We start from the raw sequence: 14,500 nt of genomic DNA, 5'->3' as shown, positions 1-14,500 counted from the left end.
AAACAATTGCAAATTTAGTACGCAAGTTCTCTAGTTAAATGATGTATCAGTGATAGCTCGATCACTTTATCATCAAATTTATTTATTCATACAAAGTGCCTTTTAAAAGGTTCGGTACTTATGATCTAAAAAGCACCACTTAAAGTGGTGCTTTTGTTTATTTTTTGTGAAGCATTCGTATTAAGCTTCAACCTGAACGGGTTTTACTTCGCTACGTGCTTTAAGAAAGGCATAGCTAAGACCAGTTACCGCAGTACCAGCAGCGATAGCCACTAAATACATCACGACGGGAGTAATCGCATTTGGGATTAGCAGTACAAATAGACCACCATGTGGTGCCATTAGTTTAGCGCCGAAAAGCATAGATAGTGCGCCTGTTAGTGCTCCACCTGCCATACATGCTGGAATGACACGCATAGGATCTTTTGCCGCAAATGGAATTGCACCTTCAGAGATAAAGCACAGACCTAACACAAATGACGCTTTACCAGCTTCGCGCTCACCTTGTTCAAATTTGTTCTTCGCAATAAAGGTGGCTAAGCCCATGCCAAGCGCAGGGACCATACCTGCAGCCATGATGGCAGCCATCGGCGCATATGTTTGTGAAGCCAATAAGCCAACACCGAACGCGTAAGCGGCTTTGTTTACCGGGCCACCTAAGTCGAAACACATCATTGCGCCTAGTAGAACACCCAGCAGAACAGCACTATCAGATCCCATGTTGTTTAAGAAGTTGGTTAGAGCATCCATAATGCCCGAAACAGGGCCGCCAACAATGTAGATCATCACCAAACCAGTAAATAGTGTGGCAATAAATGGGATGATTAGAATGGGTTTAAGTGCTTCCATTGACGAAGGAAGAGTGATTTTTTCAGCGATTAATTTTGCCGCGTAACCAGCAATAAAACCTGCGGCGATGCCTCCTAAGAAACCCGCGCCTGTAGAGCTTGCGAGCATACCGCCCACTAAACCAGGTGCCAGACCAGGGCGATCAGCGATAGAAAACGCGATGTAACCCGCGAGTACAGGAATCATCAGCGCGAAAGCTGAACCACCGCCAATGGTCATCAGCGCGGCTGCTAGAGTTCCTTCTTCCTTAAATGCCTCAATACCAAACACGAAAGAGAGCGCGATAATCAAACCACCTGCGACAACTACAGGCAGCATGTGTGACACACCAGTCATCAAGTGTTTGTAAGCGCCTTTTTTATCTTCCGTTGCGGCTGATGCATTTGCTGAACCAGAATGCTGGTATTCAATGGCTTGCTCAAAGGCTTTATCCATTTCTTCCGCAGTTTTCTTCAGTGCGGGACCTGTTTTCGTACGGTACATTTTTTTACCGTTGAAGCGATCGAGAGGGACTTCGATATCAGCTGCTATGATGACCAAATCGGCGTCTGCAATTTCATCATCGGTAAGCTGATTTTTTGCTCCTACAGAGCCGCGGGTTTCAACCTTAATTTGGTAACCGCGACGTTTTCCTTCCTCTTCCAGCGCTTCTGCTGCCATAAAAGTATGAGCGACGCCTGTAGGGCAGGCGGTAATCGCCACAACTTTCTTGGTCGAGCTGTTAGGTTGTGCACTATTGAGTGTGGTCACTTCGGATAACACAGATGCTTTCGATGGCGCATTTTTCAAAAAGTTCACGGCATCTTGTGTCACTTCATTGATGGATGCTTGATAGACCTTTTTGCCAACAAAACGTGTGGTATCAACGGGGGTGTTCGCAGCGATAATGACACAGTCTGCCTGATCTATCTCTGAGAGGGTGAGCGTATTTGGCTCAATCACAGTAGATTGGCATTCAATATTCGCAGTCCAGCCTAACTGTTCTGCAGCTTGTTCAAGTAAGCCAGCAGCGAGAATGCTGTTGGCTACGCCACTAGGGCAAGCGGTAATAATGGCAATTTTCATAGTGATAACCTTCTGTTCCTTAGTTTGTTTCCACGTCTGTACTAGGGCAAACCTGAGTAATTTGTGTTTTTAACTTGATGGCGTCCAACTCTTCTTGGTTGGTTAATCCGACGCCGACTTGACTGACGGCCAAAGCCGATAGCGCTGTCGCGAAGCGCAGTATTTCGTTGTTGGGCATGGCTTGCATGTGACCCCAACACAAGCCAGCCACGAGTGTGTCACCAGCACCTACAGTACTGACGACATTCATTCTTGGGGGGGCGGAGCGTAGGAGCTGGTCTTGGTTTAGCCACATGACACCTTCAGCGCCCATTGATACAACAACATTGTCAATTCCCTTGCTGCTGAGCGCTTGGGCGGCACGTTGACACTGTTCAAAAGTCGACAATTCTTGACCTACTAGATCTGCCAATTCCTCGTCATTCGGTTTCACCAGCCAAGGCTGTGCTGAGATTCCAGTAGCTAATGCAGAGTTACTGCTATCGAACAGCACTTTTTTACCTCGTTGGCGGAGAGTTTTGATCCAGCTAGCGCAAAGCTCAGGAGACACTCCACCTGGAAGGCTGCCAGCAATAACAAAGTAGTCATGATCTTCCGCTAAACGGAAAAGGACGCGCTCAAAACGTTCTATTTCTTCTGTAGAAACTTGCACGCCGGGAAAATTAATATCGCTGACACGTCCGTTCTCTTCGACAAGTTTAACGTTGATGCGTGTTGCACCCTCAACCTCGATAAACTCATCTGTAACGTTTATTTGAGAGAAAAGTTGGTGAAACAGCTCCGGATTCTCTTTGCCTAAAAATCCCGTGACAGTGACTTGAGCACCTAAATCGCTAAGCACTTTTGCAACATTGACACCTTTGCCAGCCGCGTGAAGGTTACTCTGAGAAACCAAACTAACGGACCCGGCATTGAGCTCAGATAAACTGCCAGTTAGGTCAAGCGCTGGGTTCAGTGTCACAGTGACAACTTTGCTGGTTTTAATACTTTGCATTGTGTTCCCCTTAACCTTCACCTAGCCCTGATGCGATAGCGCTACCAATGGATTGCAGTGCAACGGAAGCATCCGGACCTTCGGCGGTGAATTGAAGCTGATGACCGTGTTTTACACCGAGCGCAATCACCTTCATTAAGCTTTTGGCATTGACGGGTTTTGCGTCACCATCGAGGTTGGCCACGCGAATGTTGGATTCAAATTTTTTCGCCTCAGCAACAAGCATCGCTCCCGGGCGAGCGTGCAGACCATGCGCGTTTTTAATTTTGAATACCGCTTGATTTTCGTCTGCCAAGTCTTGCTGATTCGCGGTAGTTTCGCCTTTTAGCAGTGCTAACACTTGTTCGATATCTGCCTGAAGCAGCTTTTCTTGCTCGTTATTAAACACAATGCGCGATAAGTTGTTCAGCAAAGGTTGGTGAGCGGCGTTGCACGCGGAAAACGCAAGTAATGCATGTACAGGTTGTTCTTCATACTGGCAGTCGTTAGCCGTTGATACGAACGAAACCCCGCTGCGAGTCACACTCTTATCGCTGCCGACCAACCACAGTCCTTTGCCCAAATGAGTAGGAGATTTACTTACGATATCCGCTACAAACGCGTTTTCCGCACAGCCTGTATTTTTTAGTAGACCAGCAGCCACGGCGCTCATCTGAAGCATATCGCTTGCTGGGAAGTTAAGTTGTACCAGAGAAGCATCAAAGTCAGCCTCAAGCTGAACGTCACCATTAAGCAGTGCAATGATCTCTTGTTCTGATGCTGACTTACGCAATTGCTCTTCGACACCATCAGCGCCTAAAACTTTAGTCAGTTGCTTTAGAATACTGAGGTGTTCGTCTGATTTAGCCGCAATGCCAATAGCGAGATAAACCGTGTTACCATCACCCCAATCTACGCCTTGAGGGTAGTGGTGCACGGCAACGCCTGTTGTTTTCACCATTGAGCGCGTATCGGTTGTACCGTGAGGAATGGCGATACCATTACCAAGAAATGTAGAGTTTTGCTTTTCACGGTTTAGCATGCCAGACACATAATCACTTTCTACTAGGCCTTTATCATTCAGGCTTTTAGCAATGTTCTTAATTGCATCTATTTTATCGGTCGCTGATTGCGAGAGCGTGATGTCAGAGTTATTTAGCTTAAGCATGATGCTTTCTCCAGCGTTAGGTATTCGGGTCACAATTTACATTTAACTGAATCGATTCAGCAAATATCTAAATTAAAAGATTCAGCAAAACCTGTATTCATTCAATCTTCACTCATCTATTCATTAGGATAGACGCAGTTCATTAGCATTTGAATGGTGAGCTAGTTCAACTTTATTAGTTTTGCTGAATCCTTTCAGCTTTAATACTGAATCGGTTCAGCTTATAATTCAACTCGAGTTAGGATCTTTGATTTATTATTATGATCCCGCGCACAGAACAAGGTTTAACATATGACACTGGATGAAGTCGCAAAACTGGCAGGCGTTTCCAAAACAACGGCCAGTTACGTCATTAATGGCAAAGCACAAAAATACCGAATTAGTGAGAAAACGCAGCGCAAGGTAATGACAGTGGTAGAGGAATATAATTACCGCCCCGATCTTGCTGCAAGTACATTGAGAGCAGGGCAAAGCCGCTCTTTTGGTCTCATTATTCCCGATTTAGAAAACACCAGTTATGCACGGTTAGCAAAGCTGCTTGAACAAAACTCACGCTCTGCTGGTTATCAAATTTTAATTGGCTGTTCTGACGACAACTCAGAAACGGAAAAAAGTGTTGTTCAAGCGTTGGTGAGTAGAAAAGTGGATGCACTCTTTGTAGCAAGTGTGATCCCTGAAGCCAGCGAGTTCTATCTAGAGCTTCAAAAAAATGGCACACCTGTAATTGCATTAGACCGCCCACTAGACGACGAGCATTTTTCTTGCGTTATTAGTGAAGATTTTGGTGCAGCCTTTGATTTAACCAACTCATTAATTGGTGACGGCGTAACAAAAATAGGATTGATAGGAGCATTGCCAGAATTGAATATTTCTCGTGAACGCGAGCTTGGTTTTTGCTCTGCGGCAAAACAAGCAAATATCGAGACTCTGATTGGTTACGGAGAGCACTTTAACAGAGAAGATGGCAAATCAGTGCTATCAAGCTGGATAGAAGGTGGAACATTACCAGACGCTCTGATCACAACGTCTTACACATTGCTTGAAGGTGTATTGGATGTTTTATTAGAGCACCCAGAAATTGTGAATCGATTGAGAATAGCAACGTTTGGTGATAACCGTTTACTCGACTTTTTACCTGTAAAGATTAACTCTCTGCCACAACAATTTGAAGTTATTGCCGATAGTGCGATGGCTCTCGCTTTGAATGCAGCATCAAAGCGTTATCAGCCAGGTGTCGAGTTGGTGCCTAGAAAAATAGTCGTTCGTAATTGATGACTGGCGACAACGATAAGCGCCTTTGGGCGCTTATTATGTATTAAGGGAGGTAAGGGAGGTCAACTAGTACTGAAAGCGTACCGACATGGTTAATTGGGGACCATAAAATCCATTGTTACGCGTTTCTGCTGAAAGAGTTAACTGATCAGTAGAGTGGAAACGAACCCCAGCATGAAAAACAGATGCTTCATCGTTACGCCCGATACGCGTTGTTGCTTCAATTTGATCGGACAACCAAAGGCGAAAGCCGATATTCATTTCTGCTTGCGTGACATCGTCACGTCGATACTCTTCTGGAAATTGAACATAGTGAAATAGTAACTGACCATATACGTCGGCGAACTGAGAAACAGGGCCATTGAAGCCAATGCCGCCTGCTGCCGCAATATCTCCTTCGAACTGAGAGTCAACGCGCGCTACTAAATGTGTGTTTTGGGTGAGGAGAGTACTTGCCTCAATCCCTGTTAACTGAGGGTCGATTGAAGTGCGAAACTCCATAAAGTTATAGTTAAAATTATTAGCGTGAGCGATTCCAGAAAAGCCAGCACAAACAATAGTGCTGGCTAAAATTAACTTTTTCAAAGCAGTCTCCGACTTGCATCAATGTGTTTGACTTGTTTTGCTTGGCAACATACAAACCAAATAGTAACGCAATTGTCAGATAATGAAACACTTTTACATAGTTTGAATATACTCAACTTCTATTTCAGGTGTATTTCCACCTTCATATTCACCAAATAAACGCAGCTTTTGCGATGACTCTATTGGCTCTTTCAGTGTGATGTCATCATCAAGTTCAACTTGAATCTCTGTTTTACCATCACTCAAGATGAACGTGTCAGCGCTAATCTGTCTGACTAGTTTTCCTTCTACAACTACGTCTTTTTCTGTGAAATATCCCGTGTCTTTTAAGAGTTTTTCAATGGAGTCTAAATTGACAGGCCCGTTGTATTTTACGTTGCCATTTTTCGAATGATCAGATGCGTTTGCCAATGAGGATAAACAAATCAGCGATACTGCTATAAGGGTCGTTGCTTTCATGGTATTACCTATCTACTTGTTAAAGTGTTCGTTGATTTAAGCAGGTTAGGTTTGAACCTGTGCTGAGTACCGAGTTCATTTTCGATTCATTATTGAGTATTACGCACAAGGCGCTATCATCGGATTCAATTCTACTAGATATCATGAAGTTAATTTATGCAGCCAACGATAAGAGCACTAATGGTGCAAGGAACCACCTCTGATGCAGGTAAAAGTGTATTAGTCGCTGCTTTGTGTCGCGTTTTAGCACGTAAGGGAGTAAAGGTCGCACCATTTAAGCCACAAAATATGGCGTTAAACAGCGCCGTAACCGCAGATGGTGGAGAAATTGGGCGGGCTCAATACGTGCAGGCCCTCGCGGCAGGTATTGAGGCAACGGTTGACATGAATCCAGTACTGCTGAAGCCCAGTACAGATGTTGGTGCGCAAGTCATCGTGCAAGGCAAAGCCGTTTCCGATATGAATGCTATCGGTTATCAAAGTTATAAGGAATTTGCGTTGCCATACGTCATGGATTCTTTTAGTCGATTGCAAAATGAATTCGAGAGTGTGGTTATCGAAGGGGCAGGTAGCCCCGCCGAAGTGAATTTAAGAGAAAATGATATCGCCAACATGGGGTTTGCCGAAGAAGCGGATGTACCTGTCATTATTATTGCTGATATTGATAAAGGCGGTGTATTTGCACATCTGTACGGAACGTTAGCACTCTTGTCGCAAAGTGAACAAGATCGTGTGGTTGGTTTTGTTATAAACCGGTTTCGTGGTGATCTATCCTTACTACAGCCGGGTTTGGATTGGCTGGAAGAAAAGACAAATAAACCCGTACTGGGGGTGATCCCTTATTTGCACGGCTTTGATCTGGAAGCAGAGGATGCGATCAATAGTGATCAAGTTTCTAGTGCTGATGCCAAGATGAAGGTTGTCGTGCCTGTATTCCCACGGATAAGTAATCATACAGACTTCGATGTACTACGAAGTAATCCTGATATTGATCTTCGCTATGTGGGTCAGGGAGAGCGACTGGATAAAGCGGATTTGATTATATTGCCTGGATCTAAATCGGTACGTAATGATCTTGCTTATTTAAGAGCACAAGGTTGGGATCAAGATATTGCTCGCCATATTCGTCTCGGTGGGAAAGTGATGGGTATATGTGGCGGATATCAAATGCTTGGCAAAACGATTTCCGACCCTTTAGGTGTCGAAGGAGAAGTAGGATCTTCTCAAGGGTTAGGGTATTTGGAGCTGACGACAGAGCTTGCGCCAGAAAAAACACTGACGAATGTGTCAGGGGTAATGACACTAAATGGTCAGCCAGTCCCCGTTTCTGGGTATGAGATTCATGCCGGTGTTAGCAAAGTTCAATGTACACCGTTGATAACGTTAAACAATGGTGAGACAGATGGCGCAATTAGTGACTGCAATCAAGTGATGGGTACCTACTTACATGGTATCTTTGACGCCGTTAACGTATCCAATGCGGTAGCGACGTGGTTAGGTGTTCACGAGGTAGCGGTAGTTGATCACGAAAAGAATAAGCAAGACGCTATAAATCGAATCACTGACGCAGTTGAATCACACCTTAATCTTTCTCAGCTTTGGCCAGGACTAAATTTATAATGAAGATGAATCTCTATAAATCTGTACTTTTACCCACACTTCTGGGTATGAGTTTTGTAACGAATGCAACGGAGAAGCTCACAATTTATGCGGCTTCTTCAATGACAAACGCAGTCGCAGACGTTGTGTCAGCATTTGAAAAACATAATGATGTAAAGGTAACGACGGTTTTTGCAGGAAGTTCGTCACTCGCAAGGCAGCTTGCTCATGGGGCTCCAGCGGACATTTTTATTTCAGCTAATACCAAGTGGGCTCAATACTTAGTTGATCAGGGTGTTGTAGATAGTGACAACGTCACAGATATTGCTTCTAACAGCCTTGTGGTGATTTCTGGTGAACTCAACCAAGGTAACCTCGATGTAGAAGATGCTGAAGATTGGAAGAGTGGTCTGAAAAACAGTCGCTTGGCAATAGGTCAGCCAGATGCTGTGCCTGCTGGTATGTATGCGAAAGAGTCTCTTGAAACCCTAAAAATCTGGCCTACGGTAAAAGACAAATTAGCCCCAACCAATAACGTAAGAATTGCGTTGACACTGGTGGAACGTAAAGAAGCTTCTCTAGGTGTGGTATATCGTACCGACGCTCAGTTCAGTAAAAAAGTAGAGGTGCTTGGTACACTGCCGAGTTCCAGTCACCAGCCTATTATCTACCCTATGGCGCAGTTAAATGATCGAGAGTTGACTAAGGCGTTTTCTCAATTTATCCAAAATGACAAGTCGAAAGCCATCTTAGCTAAGTTTGGTTTCAACTAATTATGGTCGGTGTTTTGACAGACTATGAGGTTCAAGCATTGCTCTTGAGCCTCAAAGTAGCCGCGTATGCGATTTTTTGGCTAATTCCCTTAGGGGTTTTTATCGCTTGGGTATTAGCGAAAAAAGAGTTCATTGGAAAAAACTTTTTAGACAGCGTGATTCACCTCCCTCTGGTATTGCCTCCTGTTGTTATCGGTTACCTTCTTCTAATTACCATGGGCAGACAAGGCTTGATAGGAAAGTGGATCTATGAACATCTCGATATCGTTTTCTCTTTCAATTGGAAAGGGGCTGTTTTGGCTTGTGTTGTAGTAGCACTCCCTCTCATGGTTCGATCTATTCGGTTAAGCTTAGAGGGCGTCGATCACAAGTTAGAACAAGCCGCAGCTACCCTTGGCGCATCACCGCTTAAAGTTTTTGTGACTATTACCTTACCGCTTATTATCCCAGGCATTATCACAGGAACGATGCTATCTTTTGCGCGTAGCTTAGGTGAGTTTGGAGCGACCATTAGCTTTGTTTCAAATATTCCAGGTGAGACACAGACGATTCCGCTGGCCATGTACAGTTTTATCGAAACACCGGGTTCGGAAACCGCGGCAATGAGACTTTGCGTTATTTCCATTGTGATCGCCTTAGCCTCTATGATGCTGTCTGAATGGATGTCGCGACAAACGCGTCAAAGGTTAAGAGGCTAGCATGAGTATAATTATTTCCTATAAGCAGCGTTTAGGTACTCAAGACTTTGATGTCGATTTAACACTGCCTTCTAAAGGCATAACCGCTGTATTTGGGCGTTCTGGCGCGGGTAAAACATCGCTTATTAATGTTGTTGCTGGCCTAAATATCCCCGAAAGTGGTGTCATAAATATTAATGGCAGTCGTTTGTTTGATTCCCAGAAAAAGATCAACATGCCTACCCACAAGCGTAGTGTCGGGTATGTCTTTCAGGACGCGCGTTTATTCCCACACTACAAAGTGAAAGGAAATTTACTTTACGGTGTTACTGAATTTGATGCAGAGCATTTTCATCAAATCACTCGTTTACTGGCCCTGACGCCACTCTTAAATCGCTACCCAAATCAGTTATCAGGTGGTGAGAAACAAAGAGTCGCGATTGGAAGAGCGTTGTTATCGAAACCCAAAATCCTCCTGATGGATGAGCCTCTGGCCTCATTAGATTTGCCGAGAAAGCGCGAAGTTCTGCCATTTTTAGAGCAACTCGCGTTGAGCATCGAGATCCCGATTATCTACGTTTCCCACAGCCTTAATGAGGTGCTTAGGCTAGCGCAGAACTTAGTTGTTATCGATAATGGTAAAGTTGCCGCCTGTGGCGCTTTAGAAGCCGTTTGGTCTTCTAAAGAGATGAGACCTTGGCAATCATTTTCTGAGCAAAGTACATTATTTGAAGCAACGATTGCGGACCACAACCATGATTACGCACTGTCTATGGTGGAGTTAGCACCAAATGTGAATCTTTGGGTGCAGAAAATTGATGGTGATATCGGGAGCAGTGTGCGTCTGCAAGTAAGAGCGAATGATGTATCGCTAGCACTTGAACATCCAAGAAAAACCTCTATCCGAAATGTTATTAACGGAAAGATAACTCAGCTAGAAAACCACTCCAATGGTGAAGATAAAAAAAGTGTTTCTGTAACAATTGAACTTGCTGAAGGGTGTTTGCTGGTTGCGACTGTCACTGGGTGGGCGTGTGATGATCTTGCCTTAGAAGAAGGTATGGAAGTTTACGCGCAAATTAAAGGGGTCAGCGTTACCCAGAGGGATATTGTCCTTTCTTAAGAAAAACGCCGCATCAGCGGCGTTTTTTACATATCGGTAATTATTTAGCGAATACGTCAGTAAAATCACGCTTTAGAATTGGGTCACGGCGTGCTTTTTTGATTTGCTTAACCATGTCTTTTACACAGTTGTGTAGAACTTGATCAAGCAGTTGAGCTCGGTACTCTTCTTTATCTTCATCAGTCATATCTTCAGGCAATTTCATTGTAGGGAATTCTTCCATTACTGAAATACCAGCAAATGCCTGACTCACTGAAATAAGCGCATGGAATTGCTCGAAGTTATCTAGAACGTTTTGAGCACTTTTTGGTAGTTCTTCCCACGCTTCACGAACAGCTTCTTCAGAAACTTCGTGGATTGACGTCACCATGTAGTGCATAGCTTCAGGAACTTCATCAAACTCGATAACTTGGCGAAGTTCAGCAGATACTGTTGCTAGATCTACTTTTGGTTGTTCTGTTGTATTAACGTCAGACATTATTTTTCTCTTAAAGTGTGTATTTGACGGCGCTATCGTAAAAAACTCCTACTAAATGTCAAGCTTGGTTGGCTGATTCTCAAACCCTAGCGTATGATTTACATATGCATGTAATTTGATTGGAATTAGCTATTTATTATGATTTGGGGCTCTGAGATGTTAATGAGGATACTGCTCGTCGATGACGTTCAGTCCGAACGCATGCGTCTAGCTATCCTTTTAAAGCAGTTAGGCCACACGGTTGTAATGGCTAAATCTGGAATGGAAGCACTTGAAGCATATCCTGATTTCGAGCCAGACGTGGTATTGCTAGATATATCTATGCCTGATATGGACGGTTTCACCGTATCCACTAGACTTCGTCAAATGTACTCTGAATGGGTCCCCATTATTTTTTTAAGTAGTTACCATGAGCCATCGATTATTGCTAAGGCCATTGAAGCGGGAGGGGATGACTACCTAATAAAACCCGTCGACCAAGTCGTGCTTGAATCTAAACTTATGGCTATGCAGCGTATTGCATCAATGCGTAGAGTGCTAAAGCAAAAAACGACCGAGCTTGCCATTGCCAATGAGAAACTGGAACGGCTTGCTCAAGAAGATGGGTTAACACGAATTAAAAACCGACGCTTTATTGATAGCAAACTCCGAGAAATGATTTCTACGTACGGGCGATTGCAGTTGCCGATGAGTGTCATTTTACTGGATGTTGATCAGTTTAAACTTTACAACGATAGTTACGGGCATGTTGCAGGGGATAAGTGTTTAATTTCTATTGCCCAAGTGCTCACTGATTTGTTTGAGCGTAGCTGTGAAGTTGTTGGGCGTTTTGGTGGCGAAGAATTTGTTGTGTTAAGCGCCCATTCCTCCAAAGATAAGTTAATACACGATGCGGAGCGCATTCAATCTCGCCTTGAGTCATTGCGAATACCGCATCAAAACAGCGATGTGTCCAATATAGTGACAGTGTCACAAGGGTTGCTTTATTTTCATCCATCAGGTGATGAGGTGACTGATTGGGTCTATAAACGAGTAGACAAAGCGTTGTATAAGGCGAAGCTAGAAGGTAGAAACAGATATCAACTTGCAGACTAGTGGCTTAAGGCTGACAAACTATGACAAACAGATCTGATTTCTGCCTGCTGTTTTAGCTTTATAAAGGGCAATGTCTGCCTTTTTCATAACTGCTTTTACGTGATCTTCATTTGTATTGTCACATACACCGATACTAACCGTTACGTTTACGGTTTCGCCATTAGCCACATTACTTCTCTGCTTTATACCCACTTTACTATTTTGAGGGCGAGAGGAGTAATCTCGTAAAACTAGATCGTATGAAGCAATAGAGGCTCTAAGTTTTTCAAGGTGTACCTTAGCTTCTTGCTTATGTTTACCTTTAAATAATACCGTGAACTCCTCACCACCGTAACGATAGGCACTTGCTCCACCACCCACACAAGTTAATTGACGTGCTATTAACCTTAAAACCTCATCACCAGTATCATGACCATAAGAGTCGTTAAAAGATTTAAAATGGTCGATGTCTATCATGGCGATTGTATATCGTTTCCCCAAGTGCTTAAGATCTGATTCAAGTGCTAATCGACCTGGAAGTTCTGTTAATTGGTCCTTAAACGCCATCTCATGGCTAGCTGATAACAGATAGATAAGTAGTAATACTCCAGACAGAGAAAACAACATACTTGAGATATGAGGGACATGAAAGAAAATGAATGTAGCCCCCGAAATTAGAGAAGTAGAATAGACAGCAACATCAATAGTTCTATTCATGTTCATTACACAAATCGCAAATATCATTACGATACCGACGGAGTACACGACTAAAATAAAAGGGATTTTAGAAACATTGGAGACAACAAAGAGAAATGTCTCATTTATGTTATCGAATCCGCCGTCATAGAAGTGCGATAAAATTAGGTAACTCCACACAACAAGCAAAGAAATAACCGCCAAATACCGGGTCAATGACTTAGTAAACGAAGTGTTGCTTTTATAGCTGAATACCAGCGCAAGTGTCACGGGAAGTAGGCCTGTAAGCAATGACAGCTCTAGTATGGTTGTCCCCGTCGCGAGTGGTGACTGAAGGCGAGTTTGAATGAACCAATAGGCAATGATTAGCGTGCTCGCCACCATGGCTATTTGATGCTGCTTAAAAGCCCTTGCTAAGACAATAGAGCACAGAAAAAGGACAAATGGTAAATTTGACAGTATTCCCAAGTTAGATTCAGTAAAGCGAATTGCCGAGTCTAGGCCAAGGTAGATAACCGTCAACAACATAAGTGGTAACAGTAAACGAAACCAATTTGTAGTGGCAATAGAAAAAGACATGAACCTAGCCCAAGATAATAACTCTAAGAAGTGAATCTGTTACCTTAAGAATACTGCGATCTGTTGGATTTCCAAGCTTTTTACTAAACTTATGTAGTAATAAATGGCGAGCGGATAAATATTGTACGAACATATGGCGTATGCTTGTTTGTATAGAGATAGATCTTGATTATGGTTTATACATACAGTTACTTTAGAGGGAGTTAAAGTTATGCAGATCAGCGTAGATGTACATAACTATATGGAAACATTAGTTGGTCAGGTGTTGGCACAGGATGAGTATGTAGAGAACTTTACTCATACTCAGTTGGCAGATCTAGCCTGCTTAGCCTTAAGCCAGTTAAGGCCCGTTTATATTAGGCATGATGTCGACTTTTTATCTGCATTACCTGAAGATAGATTAGTTAAACTGAAATCTTACGCCGAAACAGCAGTCAATGCAGCTGAAGGTATGATCATTGATGACCGACGTAAGAGCCGTGACGACGAAATGCCAGTGTTGTTCTCTAAACAGAACTTTGATGATGATATGGAATTAGAATGGTTCGAAACGCCCATTCTACCGACGAAACCCTAACCGTAAGGAGAGTTGTGTGGGACTTTTTTCGCGTTTATTTGGTGGAAAAGAAACAGAGCAAAGTACTGAAGTTGAGCCTGTGGAGTATAAAGGCTTTCTGATTTATCAAGAGGCCATTGCAGAAGGTGGTCAATATAGGATTGCCGGGCGTATTACAAAAGAAATTGATGGTGAAGTGAAAACACATCGCTTTATTCGTTCAGATGTCTTGGCCAGCCCAAGTGATGCTGATGAGTTTATGCTCAAAAAAGCACAAATGTTTATTGATCAAATGGGCGAGAACATTTTTCAGTAAAACTTACCTTGCAAGTTGACAGACGTCATAAATTTAAGAGCCATTAGCCGTTATGCTGATGGCTCTTTTGTTATATACGGTTAGATAATCTATTGTTTTAATGGCTGTTTCGCTTACTGGTTTGACCTCCGCGCTGTCTTAAATGTGTTGTGAAGTTCAGTTCTATAAGCAGAATAGTTAATTACCAACGGTTATATGTAATGATGTTTTGTGTATTTGTCGCGAAATATTCGACGTGTATAAAGAAATATTCAAACT

General features: G+C 43.2%; 15 protein-coding genes. 8 read left to right on the top strand and 7 right to left on the bottom strand.

The features are described 5' to 3' along the window. Nucleotides 1-180 precede the first annotated feature (180 nt). The 3 genes from fruA to fruB are packed head-to-tail and all read right to left on the bottom strand — an operon-like array spanning nt 181 to nt 4,055. Nucleotides 181-1,914 carry a PTS fructose transporter subunit IIBC gene (fruA, locus tag VNE01S_RS06415; protein ID WP_053394750.1) on the bottom strand — a complete coding sequence of 578 codons (1,734 nt, stop codon included), beginning with the start codon at nt 1,912-1,914 and terminating at the stop codon, nt 181-183. A 19-nt stretch (nt 1,915-1,933) separates the two neighbouring features. Beyond that, nucleotides 1,934-2,908, bottom strand: coding sequence for a 1-phosphofructokinase (pfkB, locus tag VNE01S_RS06410; RefSeq protein ID WP_053394751.1), 975 nt, complete (start codon nt 2,906-2,908; stop codon nt 1,934-1,936). 10 nt (nt 2,909-2,918) lie between these two features. After that, entirely contained in the window at nt 2,919-4,055 is a 1,137-nt protein-coding gene (gene fruB, locus VNE01S_RS06405) for a fused PTS fructose transporter subunit IIA/HPr protein (protein WP_053394752.1), read from the bottom strand. Nucleotides 4,056-4,346: 291 nt separating this feature from the next. Between fruB and cra the strand changes: the two genes are divergently transcribed. Next, complete coding sequence (cra, locus tag VNE01S_RS06400) at nt 4,347-5,327, top strand: catabolite repressor/activator (protein ID WP_053394753.1); 981 nt, start codon at nt 4,347-4,349, stop codon at nt 5,325-5,327. A 66-nt stretch (nt 5,328-5,393) separates the two neighbouring features. Here the strand turns inward: cra and VNE01S_RS06395 are convergent, their stop codons facing one another. Both VNE01S_RS06395 and VNE01S_RS06390 read right to left on the bottom strand, forming a co-directional pair. Further along, nucleotides 5,394-5,912 carry a hypothetical protein gene (locus tag VNE01S_RS06395; RefSeq protein ID WP_053394754.1) on the bottom strand — a complete coding sequence of 173 codons (519 nt, stop codon included), beginning with the start codon at nt 5,910-5,912 and terminating at the stop codon, nt 5,394-5,396. Nucleotides 5,913-6,005: 93 nt separating this feature from the next. Beyond that, nucleotides 6,006-6,371 carry a YgiW/YdeI family stress tolerance OB fold protein gene (locus tag VNE01S_RS06390; protein WP_053394755.1) on the bottom strand — a complete coding sequence of 122 codons (366 nt, stop codon included), beginning with the start codon at nt 6,369-6,371 and terminating at the stop codon, nt 6,006-6,008. Between the two features lie 156 nt (nt 6,372-6,527). Here VNE01S_RS06390 and VNE01S_RS06385 point away from each other — a divergent pair, with 156 nt between their 5' ends. Genes VNE01S_RS06385 through modC form a run of 4 tightly spaced genes read left to right on the top strand, consistent with a single transcriptional unit; the run spans nt 6,528 to nt 10,543 of the window. Beyond that, the gene (locus tag VNE01S_RS06385) at nt 6,528-7,991 is read left to right on the top strand and encodes a cobyric acid synthase (RefSeq protein ID WP_082331651.1); all 1,464 of its coding nucleotides are present in this window, start codon (nt 6,528-6,530) and stop codon (nt 7,989-7,991) included. A 5-nt stretch (nt 7,992-7,996) separates the two neighbouring features. Further along, entirely contained in the window at nt 7,997-8,743 is a 747-nt protein-coding gene (gene modA / locus VNE01S_RS06380; RefSeq protein ID WP_053395108.1) for a molybdate ABC transporter substrate-binding protein, read from the top strand. Between the two features lie 2 nt (nt 8,744-8,745). Further along, entirely contained in the window at nt 8,746-9,441 is a 696-nt protein-coding gene (gene modB / locus VNE01S_RS06375) for a molybdate ABC transporter permease subunit (protein WP_053394757.1), read from the top strand. Nucleotide 9,442: 1 nt separating this feature from the next. Beyond that, nucleotides 9,443-10,543, top strand: coding sequence for a molybdenum ABC transporter ATP-binding protein ModC (modC, locus tag VNE01S_RS06370; RefSeq protein WP_053394758.1), 1,101 nt, complete (start codon nt 9,443-9,445; stop codon nt 10,541-10,543). A gap of 40 nt (nt 10,544-10,583) precedes the next feature. On the opposite strand, the gene VNE01S_RS06365 is transcribed toward modC, so the two are convergent. Then, nucleotides 10,584-11,021, bottom strand: coding sequence for a DUF3069 domain-containing protein (locus VNE01S_RS06365; RefSeq protein ID WP_053394759.1), 438 nt, complete (start codon nt 11,019-11,021; stop codon nt 10,584-10,586). 162 nt (nt 11,022-11,183) lie between these two features. Here VNE01S_RS06365 and VNE01S_RS06360 point away from each other — a divergent pair, with 162 nt between their 5' ends. Next, complete coding sequence (locus tag VNE01S_RS06360) at nt 11,184-12,116, top strand: GGDEF domain-containing response regulator (RefSeq protein WP_061781633.1); 933 nt, start codon at nt 11,184-11,186, stop codon at nt 12,114-12,116. Nucleotides 12,117-12,134: 18 nt separating this feature from the next. Here the strand turns inward: VNE01S_RS06360 and VNE01S_RS06355 are convergent, their stop codons facing one another. Then, entirely contained in the window at nt 12,135-13,370 is a 1,236-nt protein-coding gene (locus VNE01S_RS06355) for a GGDEF domain-containing protein (RefSeq protein ID WP_053394760.1), read from the bottom strand. Between the two features lie 211 nt (nt 13,371-13,581). Here VNE01S_RS06355 and VNE01S_RS06350 point away from each other — a divergent pair, with 211 nt between their 5' ends. Together VNE01S_RS06350 and VNE01S_RS06345 are read left to right on the top strand one after the other, a co-directional pair. Then, a complete protein-coding gene (locus VNE01S_RS06350; RefSeq protein WP_053394761.1) occupies nt 13,582-13,947 on the top strand; it encodes a late competence development ComFB family protein in 366 nt (121 codons plus the stop codon). A gap of 16 nt (nt 13,948-13,963) precedes the next feature. Next, nucleotides 13,964-14,242, top strand: a complete 279-nt coding sequence (locus VNE01S_RS06345; protein ID WP_053394762.1) for an HlyU family transcriptional regulator — start codon at nt 13,964-13,966, stop codon at nt 14,240-14,242. Nucleotides 14,243-14,500 lie beyond the last annotated feature (258 nt).

The organism is Vibrio nereis NBRC 15637 (assembly GCF_001591105.1).
Classification (GTDB): domain Bacteria; phylum Pseudomonadota; class Gammaproteobacteria; order Enterobacterales; family Vibrionaceae; genus Vibrio; species Vibrio nereis.
The sequence above is the reverse complement of the archived record's forward strand: the minus strand, read 5'-3'. Positions and strand labels throughout refer to the sequence as shown.

Excerpts from the sequence above, each read along its gene's own strand:
- fruA (WP_053394750.1), bottom strand. The coding sequence starts at position 1,914 with ATGAAAATTGCCATTATTACCGCTTGCCCTAGTGGCGTAGCCAACAGC.
- pfkB (WP_053394751.1), bottom strand. The coding sequence starts at position 2,908 with ATGCAAAGTATTAAAACCAGCAAAGTTGTCACTGTGACACTGAACCCA.
- fruB (WP_053394752.1), bottom strand. The coding sequence starts at position 4,055 with ATGCTTAAGCTAAATAACTCTGACATCACGCTCTCGCAATCAGCGACC.
- cra (WP_053394753.1), top strand. The coding sequence starts at position 4,347 with ATGACACTGGATGAAGTCGCAAAACTGGCAGGCGTTTCCAAAACAACG.
- VNE01S_RS06390 (WP_053394755.1), bottom strand. The coding sequence starts at position 6,371 with ATGAAAGCAACGACCCTTATAGCAGTATCGCTGATTTGTTTATCCTCA.
- VNE01S_RS06385 (WP_082331651.1), top strand. The coding sequence starts at position 6,528 with ATGCAGCCAACGATAAGAGCACTAATGGTGCAAGGAACCACCTCTGAT.
- modA (WP_053395108.1), top strand. The coding sequence starts at position 7,997 with ATGAATCTCTATAAATCTGTACTTTTACCCACACTTCTGGGTATGAGT.
- modB (WP_053394757.1), top strand. The coding sequence starts at position 8,746 with ATGGTCGGTGTTTTGACAGACTATGAGGTTCAAGCATTGCTCTTGAGC.
- modC (WP_053394758.1), top strand. The coding sequence starts at position 9,443 with ATGAGTATAATTATTTCCTATAAGCAGCGTTTAGGTACTCAAGACTTT.
- VNE01S_RS06365 (WP_053394759.1), bottom strand. The coding sequence starts at position 11,021 with ATGTCTGACGTTAATACAACAGAACAACCAAAAGTAGATCTAGCAACA.
- VNE01S_RS06360 (WP_061781633.1), top strand. The coding sequence starts at position 11,184 with ATGAGGATACTGCTCGTCGATGACGTTCAGTCCGAACGCATGCGTCTA.
- VNE01S_RS06355 (WP_053394760.1), bottom strand. The coding sequence starts at position 13,370 with ATGTCTTTTTCTATTGCCACTACAAATTGGTTTCGTTTACTGTTACCA.
- VNE01S_RS06350 (WP_053394761.1), top strand. The coding sequence starts at position 13,582 with ATGCAGATCAGCGTAGATGTACATAACTATATGGAAACATTAGTTGGT.